This window comes from Ruegeria sp. BHSA191, from assembly GCF_059613325.1.
In genome coordinates this window covers 318234-325237 of sequence record NZ_JBXWSH010000003.1, presented here as the reverse complement: position 1 = coordinate 325237, position 7004 = coordinate 318234, and the positions used below count along the sequence as shown (strand labels likewise).

Genomic DNA, 7004 nt, shown 5'->3' with positions numbered 1-7004 from the left:
ATCGTGACCCATTCGATGCAGCAGGCCGCCCGCGTCAGCCAGAAAACCGCGTTTTTCCACCTGGGCAGCCTTGTCGAATACGGTGACACCGGCCAGATCTTCACCAAGCCCCAGGACCCGAGAACCGAAAGCTATATTACCGGCCGCATCGGCTGAGGACAGGAATACGCCATGAGTGAACAACATATCGCCTCTGCATTCGACCGCGATCTTGAAGCTGTCCAAGCCCATATCATGAAGATGGGCGGTCTGGTCGAAGTCGCCATCAGCAACGCCGCCCGGTCGCTCGAGACACGCGACGAAGAACTGGCCCAGCAGGTGCGTCAGGGCGACAAGGAGATCGACGCGCTCGAGGACATGATCAATGAAGAAACGGCGCGGTTGATCGCCCTGCGCGCGCCCACGGCCGGCGACCTGCGGCTTGTGCTGTCGGTGCTGAAAGTGTCGGGCAACCTTGAGCGCATCGGCGACTATGCCAAGAACATCGCCAAGCGCACGACCACGCTGGTCGAGGCCCCGCATATCGGCAGCAGCGCGGCCGCGCTGCGCCGTATGGCGCGAGATGTCGAAACGATGCTGCGTGATGCGCTCGACGCCTATATCCAGCGCGACTCCGAACTGGCGCAGGACGTCATCCGACGCGACGAGGACGTGGACCTGATGTACAACGGCCTGTTCCGCGAGCTTCTGACCTTCATGGCCGAGGACCCGCGCAACATCACGGCCTGCATGCATCTGCATTTCATCGCCAAGAACACCGAGCGCATGGGCGACCACGTGACGGCGATCGCCGAGCAGGTGATCTATCTTGTCACCGGCGAGCGTCCGACCGAGTCGCGGCCCAAGGCGGACACGACATCGCAAACCGTCTGAACGCGGCGCGATCAGCGGGGCAGGGTTTCTTCGTTTTGGGCCTGCGATGCCAGCCAGTGCCGGAATTCGCGCAGCGACGGATCGCCTGACTTCGTGCTGGGCCAGACCAGGTAATAGGCGCCCATCGTCTCGACGGCGCCCAAAAAGGCGGTGATCAGCCGCCCGGTGGCCAAATCCTGCTCGATAAGATAGCTGGGCAGCAGCGCCACGCCCAACCCGTGAACCGCCGCCTGGTTGATGGTGGTAAACTGGTCATGGACGGTGCCGGGCAGGGGGCTGGGCGCTGTCACGCCCTGCTGCGCGAACCACTCCTGCCAGGCGCGCGGTCGGGTCTGAATGTGCAGCAAAGGCAGTTTCAGCAACTCTGCCGCATCCTTGGGCGCACCGGACGGCAGCAGCGCGGGCGCACACACCGGCACGACACGCTCGACCTTCAGCAGCAGCCGCTCGGTTCCGGGCCAATCCGGTTCGCCGAAATGTATCGCTGCATCAAAGGGTTCGGCGGAAAAATTGAATGGGCGCAGCCGGGTCGACATATTGATCGTGATGTCGGGATGCAGCCGCGCAAAATCGGGCAAGCGTGGTACCAGCCAGCGCATTCCGAAGGTCGGAAGAATGGCCAACTGCAATGTGCCGCCCGCCGGCGTCACATGCAGCCGCAACGAAGCCTGCGCGATCTGGTTCAGGCTTTGACGGATCTCGGCCACATACTCCCGAGCCGCCGGGGTCAACGACAGCCGTTTCCGGTCACGCTGGATCAACCGAACACCCAGCTGCGCCTCGAGCGTCTGCAATTGCCGGCTGACCGCGCTCTGGGTCAATGACAGTTCGTCCGCGGCGGCGGAGGCCGAGCCGAGACGATCCAACGCCTCGAGCGCGCGCAGGGATGAGATCGACGGGAACAGGCGGCGTTTGGTTTCCATCCATGCGTTTTACTCATGAAACCTTGCAAATGTCTCGCTGTATTTTGCGCAAATTGCGGGGTAGGGTGCCGCAAACCTTGAAATCCGGAGCGAAGACATGAATGCCCCCGATACAAAACCCGCGCTGCGCGCCAAGGATGCGCCCGATCTGGGCCGATTTGCCTGGGATGATCCGTTCCGCCTGAACGATCAACTGACCGAGGACGAACGCCTGGTGGCCGACAGCGCCCGCGCTTATGCGCAGGAAAAGCTGCAGCCTCGGGTCACGGCTGCTTTCCAGAATGAGGAAACCGACCCCGAGATCTTTCGCGAGATGGGCGAAATGGGCCTGCTGGGCACCACGATCCCCGAGGAATATGGCGGCATCGGCGCGGGCTATGTGACCTATGGCCTGGTCGCGCGCGAGGTCGAGCGCGTGGATTCCGGCTATCGCTCTATGATGTCGGTGCAAAGCTCGCTGGTGATGTATCCAATCTATGCTTATGGCAGCGAGGAGCAGCGCCGCAAATACCTGCCCAAACTGGCCAGCGGCGAATGGGTCGGCTGTTTCGGACTGACCGAGCCGGATGCCGGATCGGATCCGGCCGGGATGAAGACCCGGGCCGAGAAGATCGACGGCGGCTATCGGTTGACCGGCAGCAAGATGTGGATTTCGAACGCGCCGATCGCCGACGTGTTCGTCGTCTGGGCCAAGTCCGATGCGCATGACGGCAAGATCCGCGGTTTCGTGCTGGACAAAGGCGCCAAAGGGCTCAGCGCGCCCAAGATCGAGAACAAGCTCAGCCTGCGTGCTTCAATCACCGGCGAGATCGTTCTGGACGGCGTCGAAGTCGGCGAGGACGCGCTGTTGCCGCATGTTCAGGGTCTCAAGGGGCCGTTCGGCTGTCTGAACCGCGCACGCTATGGTATCAGCTGGGGCGTGATGGGCGCGGCCGAGTGCTGTTGGCACGCGGCACGGCAATATGGGCTGGATCGCAAACAGTTCAACCGTCCGCTGGCCCAGACGCAGCTGTTCCAGAAGAAGCTGGCCGACATGCAGACTGAGATCGCTTTGGGCCTGCAGGCCAGCCTGCGGGTCGGGCGCCTGATGGATCAGGCCGAAGCCGCGCCCGAGATGATCTCGATCATCAAGCGCAACAATTGCGGCAAGGCACTGGACATCGCGCGCATGGCCCGCGACATGCATGGTGGGAACGGGATCTCGCTGGAATTCCAGGTGATCCGGCACATGGTCAACCTGGAAACTGTGAATACCTATGAAGGCACGCATGATGTCCACGCCTTGATCTTGGGGCGGGCACAGACCGGTTTGCAGGCTTTCTACTGATCTCACACGAGATACGCGTAATCTGTATTATGGTAATGCTGGGTATTGTCAACGCCGCCACGTCCACGTTGGCGGCGTGATTTCATGCTGTTACCGTCGACAGCGAAACCAATGAAGGCGGAACACGACATGGAATTGCAGGACAAGATCGCTGTCATCACCGGCGCGGCCCATGGAATTGGCAAAGGATTGGCCGAGCGCTTCGCCCGCGAAGGCGCCCGGGTCGTCTGCGCCGATATTGATCTGGATGGCGCCCAGACGGTTGCCAGCACCATTGGTGGTCATGCGATCCGATGCGACGTTGCCAACGAGGATGACATCCGCGATCTGATCGACAACGTCGAGGCCTCGGTCGGCCCGATCGATCTATTCTGTGCTAATGCCGGGATCCTGACCTTGGGCGGACTGGACGTGCCCGACGACCACTGGGACCGGATTTGGAAGATCAACGTGATGTCGCATGTCTGGACGGCCCGTCATCTGGTGCCGCGCATGGTCGCGCGCGGTGGCGGCTATATCCTGACGACCGCTTCCGCCGCCGGTCTGCTGAACCAGCCCGGCGCGGCGCCTTATGGCGTGACCAAACACGCGGCCGTGGGTTTTGCCGAATGGCTGGCGCTGACCTATGGCGACAAGGGTATCCGCGTTTCCGTCCTATGCCCCCAGGCGGTGCGGTCGGAAATGACCAAGGGGTTCGAGGATTCGGTCGCCTCGATCGATGGAATGCTCGAGCCCGAGGACGTGGCCCAGGCCTGCGTCGATGCCATCCGAGCCGAGACTTTTCTGGTGCTTCCGCATCCGCAGGTTCTGGACTACATGCGGCTGAAAACTGCCGATTATGACCGCTGGCTGAGCGGAATGCGGAAGCTTAATCAAAAGTTTGTCGGAGATATCTAACGCGGTTTTCGGGCGCGTCGCAGCAGGCCTTCCTGCGCGACCGACGCCACCAGCGTACCGTCCTGCGCATAGATCGCACCGCGGTTGAAGCTGCGCCCCTGCCCCGTCCACGGCGCATCCATCGCGTAGAGGTGCCAGTTCTGGAATTGCACCGGCGCGTGGAACCAGATCGCATGGTCCAGGCTGGCGCCGTTGATCTCTCCGGAGAACCAACTCAGACCATGCGGCCTCATCCCCGAGCTCAGCAGCGCCATGTCGGAGGCATAGGCCAGCAGAAGGTGCTGCGTGACGTGATCGGCCTGATCGGCTGCGCCCATGCGGAACCACAGGAAATTGCGGTCATCGGCATTTTCGGGTTGAAAGATGTCCAGCGGATCGACCTCTCGCACTTCGATCGGGCGTTCACGCAGCAATTCCGCGCGCAGATGGTCCGGTACGCGGGTAAGATACCGCTGCCGCAGGTCATCGCGCGAGGGGTGCTTTTCGGGCGGCGCGACATCCGGCATCGGGTGCTGGTGCTCCCAACCCTCATCCTGAATGTGGAACGAGGCCGACATGTTCAGGATCTGCTTGCCGTGCTGAATCGCCACCACGCGGCGAGTCGTGAAACTGCCTCCGTCTCGTGCGCGATCCACTTGATAAACAACCGGAATATCCGGGTCACCGGGGCGGATGAAATAGGCGTGCAACGAATGGCACAACCGGTCCTCGACCGTCTTGTAGGCCGCCGCCAGAGCCTGGGCGATCACCTGGCCGCCGAAAATCCGCGTGGGCGTTTCCCCGCCCGAGCCCACGCCGCGGAACAGGTCCACCTCGAGGCGTTCGATATCCAGCAGATCCAGCAGAATGCGTTCGGCTTCGGTCATGGGCTTGTCTCCGGAATCACGGTTAAGGCCTCGCCTAGCAGCCCCGCGACGGTCATTCAATCAGGGCGGCCTGGACCAGCGCCTTCAACTGAGATCGCGACGGATAGGAACTGGACGGTGCCAGTTGCGTGAAGAACACCACGGTCAGATCGAGAACCGGGTCGATCCAGAAAAATGTGGACGCCATGCCGCCCCAACTGAAATCTCCGACCGAGCCGGGCGTGCGGGCGCGGGCCGGGTCCAAAACCACTGCACCGCCGATGCCGAACCCCATGCCCTCCATCGGCTGTTCGGCGAAACTCTGCGGTCCCATTGATGCAATGTCGCCCGGCAAGTGGTTGCGCAGCATGAAATCCACGGTTCTTGGCCCCAGCAGACGATTGCCGTTACCGGTGCCCCGGTTGCGCAGCATATCGGCGAAGCGGGCATAGTCGTCGATGGTACCGACCAGCCCGCCGCCACCGGAAAACAGCGTAGCTGCCTCGAAGGCGGACTCGCCGGGCTGATCGACCAACCGCAGCGTCTCATTGCCTGCTTTGGCGGCATTCAGAGCCATCGCGTCGCCTTCGAGCGGGGTGTACAGGTTCGCGAACCGCTCCCCTGCCCCCGTAGGAACGGAAAACCCGGTTTCGGTCATGCCCAGCGGCGCAAATACGTTTTCGGCCAGGAACCGGTCCAGAGTCTGGCCCGATGCAACCTCGATCACGCGCCCGATCACGTCGATGCCCACCGAGTATTCCCATCGCGCGCCCGGTTGAAAGGCCAGCGGCAGGTCGGCCAGCGCCTGCACCTGATCGGCAAGGCAGCCTTGATCGGGCTTGAACATCAGGTCGCGCGCGTCCATCTCCGCCGGCAGAAGGCCCGGATTGAACGGGTAGCTCAGCCCACTGGTATGGGTCAGCAATTGGTGCAACGTCGGCGACGGCGCCGGTTCGGTCTGATCCAACCGCGTCGCATTCGGGATCAGCGCCTGCATGTCCAAGAATTCGGGCAAAAACTCGGACACCGGGGCATCTAGGTGAAACAGTCCCTGTTCTGCCAGCATCATCAACGCAACCGAGGTGATCGGCTTGGTCATGGAATAGATGCGCACGATCGTGTCGCGCCTGAAAGGCAAGCCCGCCTCGATGTTGCGCTGACCGCAAGCGTGAAAATGCACCTCGTCGCCGCCGTGGCGCAGCAGAACCGAGCAGCCGGGATATTTTTTCCTATCGACATAGGCTTGCATCCAGGAATTGATGCGTTCCAGCCGTGTAGGGGCAAAGGTCATGGCGCGACCTCCCTGATAGTAAATCCACCAATGCAGGGGCGTGTGGCAACCTTCATGGCCGCAGACTCAGTTGCCTGGCCGCGTCGATCAGCTTGGCGGCGTGTTCAGAGGCAAGCTCTTCGGGCGTCACATAAAAGCTCGGGCCGCCGATGTTCAGGCCGAACACCCGCCCGTCATCCGCCGAAGGAACCGGCACCGAAATTGCGTGCACGTCATCCCGCCACAGCGAAAAACCGGTGCAATATCCGCGCGCAACATATTCATCCTGCGCCATTTCTATCGATCGCTGCAGATCGTCGCGTTGCAGCCCCAGATCCTGCTGGGCCGCCTCGACGGCGGCGGCGCGTTGATCGGGGGTCATGCCCACCAGAATGGCGCGCCCCATCGCCGACGAGAACAGCGGCAACCGTGAACCGACATGCATCGTCAGCGCGACGTTCTGGGTGGATCGGCTGACGGCTACATAAACGACCTCGGCCCGGTGCGCTTCGCCCAGGGCCGCCGTCAGATATGGGTTGGCGCCGGCGCGCAGTTCACGCAGAACCTCGCCAGCGCGTTCGCAGATATCGGTGCCGCCCAGAACGCCGAAGCCCAGCCGCAGAACTCCGACCCCCAGACGATAGGCGCCGCCGGGCTGATCCTGCACCAGGTACCCCAATTGGCACAGCGTATGCGTCAACCGGGAAATGGTCGGCTTTGGCAGGCCGGTGCGGTCGGCAAAGTCGGTATTGGTCAGCGCGGTATCGCCGTGCCGGAATGCCCGCAGGATCTGCAGCCCCCGAGCCAGGGCCGTGACGAAGTTGCGGTCCTTTTCATCTGGTTCCAGCTGTGCCCGACGGGTGGTCACT

The 7004-nt window shown here is 62.4% G+C and carries 7 protein-coding genes and 1 pseudogene; 4 read left to right on the top strand and 4 right to left on the bottom strand.

Annotation, left to right across the window (positions count from 1 at the left end):
* Nucleotides 1-156: pseudogene (locus tag AC2FNS_RS05340) on the top strand (phosphate ABC transporter ATP-binding protein); the annotation flags it as partial.
* Between the two features lie 15 nt (nucleotides 157-171).
* Nucleotides 172-873 carry a phosphate signaling complex protein PhoU gene (gene phoU, locus AC2FNS_RS05335; protein WP_496711087.1) on the top strand — a complete coding sequence of 234 codons (702 nt, stop codon included), beginning with the start codon at nucleotides 172-174 and terminating at the stop codon, nucleotides 871-873.
* Between the two features lie 11 nt (nucleotides 874-884).
* On the opposite strand, the gene AC2FNS_RS05330 is transcribed toward phoU, so the two are convergent.
* Nucleotides 885-1796, bottom strand: coding sequence for a LysR family transcriptional regulator (locus tag AC2FNS_RS05330; RefSeq protein WP_496711088.1), 912 nt, complete (start codon nucleotides 1794-1796; stop codon nucleotides 885-887).
* A gap of 97 nt (nucleotides 1797-1893) precedes the next feature.
* Between AC2FNS_RS05330 and AC2FNS_RS05325 the strand changes: the two genes are divergently transcribed.
* Both AC2FNS_RS05325 and AC2FNS_RS05320 read left to right on the top strand, forming a co-directional pair.
* Nucleotides 1894-3123 carry an acyl-CoA dehydrogenase gene (locus AC2FNS_RS05325; RefSeq protein WP_496711089.1) on the top strand — a complete coding sequence of 410 codons (1230 nt, stop codon included), beginning with the start codon at nucleotides 1894-1896 and terminating at the stop codon, nucleotides 3121-3123.
* Nucleotides 3124-3252: 129 nt separating this feature from the next.
* Nucleotides 3253-4020, top strand: a complete 768-nt coding sequence (locus AC2FNS_RS05320; RefSeq protein WP_496711090.1) for an SDR family oxidoreductase — start codon at nucleotides 3253-3255, stop codon at nucleotides 4018-4020.
* Here the strand turns inward: AC2FNS_RS05320 and AC2FNS_RS05315 are convergent.
* The 3 genes from AC2FNS_RS05315 to AC2FNS_RS05305 are packed head-to-tail and all read right to left on the bottom strand — an operon-like array spanning nucleotide 4017 to nucleotide 7003.
* Complete coding sequence (locus tag AC2FNS_RS05315; RefSeq protein ID WP_496711091.1) at nucleotides 4017-4886, bottom strand: acyl-CoA thioesterase; 870 nt, start codon at nucleotides 4884-4886, stop codon at nucleotides 4017-4019. The genes AC2FNS_RS05320 and AC2FNS_RS05315 overlap by 4 nt on opposite strands.
* Nucleotides 4887-4938: 52 nt before the next feature.
* Complete coding sequence (locus tag AC2FNS_RS05310; protein WP_496711092.1) at nucleotides 4939-6156, bottom strand: serine hydrolase domain-containing protein; 1218 nt, start codon at nucleotides 6154-6156, stop codon at nucleotides 4939-4941.
* A 52-nt stretch (nucleotides 6157-6208) separates the two neighbouring features.
* The gene (locus AC2FNS_RS05305) at nucleotides 6209-7003 is read right to left on the bottom strand and encodes an IclR family transcriptional regulator (protein ID WP_496711093.1); all 795 of its coding nucleotides are present in this window, start codon (nucleotides 7001-7003) and stop codon (nucleotides 6209-6211) included.
* Between the last annotated feature and the right edge of the window lies 1 nt (nucleotide 7004).

Coding starts and splice junctions, on each gene's coding strand:
- phoU (WP_496711087.1), top strand. CDS start 172: ATGAGTGAACAACATATCGCCTCTGCATTCGACCGCGATCTTGAAGCT.
- AC2FNS_RS05330 (WP_496711088.1), bottom strand. CDS start 1,796: ATGGAAACCAAACGCCGCCTGTTCCCGTCGATCTCATCCCTGCGCGCG.
- AC2FNS_RS05325 (WP_496711089.1), top strand. CDS start 1,894: ATGAATGCCCCCGATACAAAACCCGCGCTGCGCGCCAAGGATGCGCCC.
- AC2FNS_RS05320 (WP_496711090.1), top strand. CDS start 3,253: ATGGAATTGCAGGACAAGATCGCTGTCATCACCGGCGCGGCCCATGGA.
- AC2FNS_RS05315 (WP_496711091.1), bottom strand. CDS start 4,886: ATGACCGAAGCCGAACGCATTCTGCTGGATCTGCTGGATATCGAACGC.
- AC2FNS_RS05310 (WP_496711092.1), bottom strand. CDS start 6,156: ATGACCTTTGCCCCTACACGGCTGGAACGCATCAATTCCTGGATGCAA.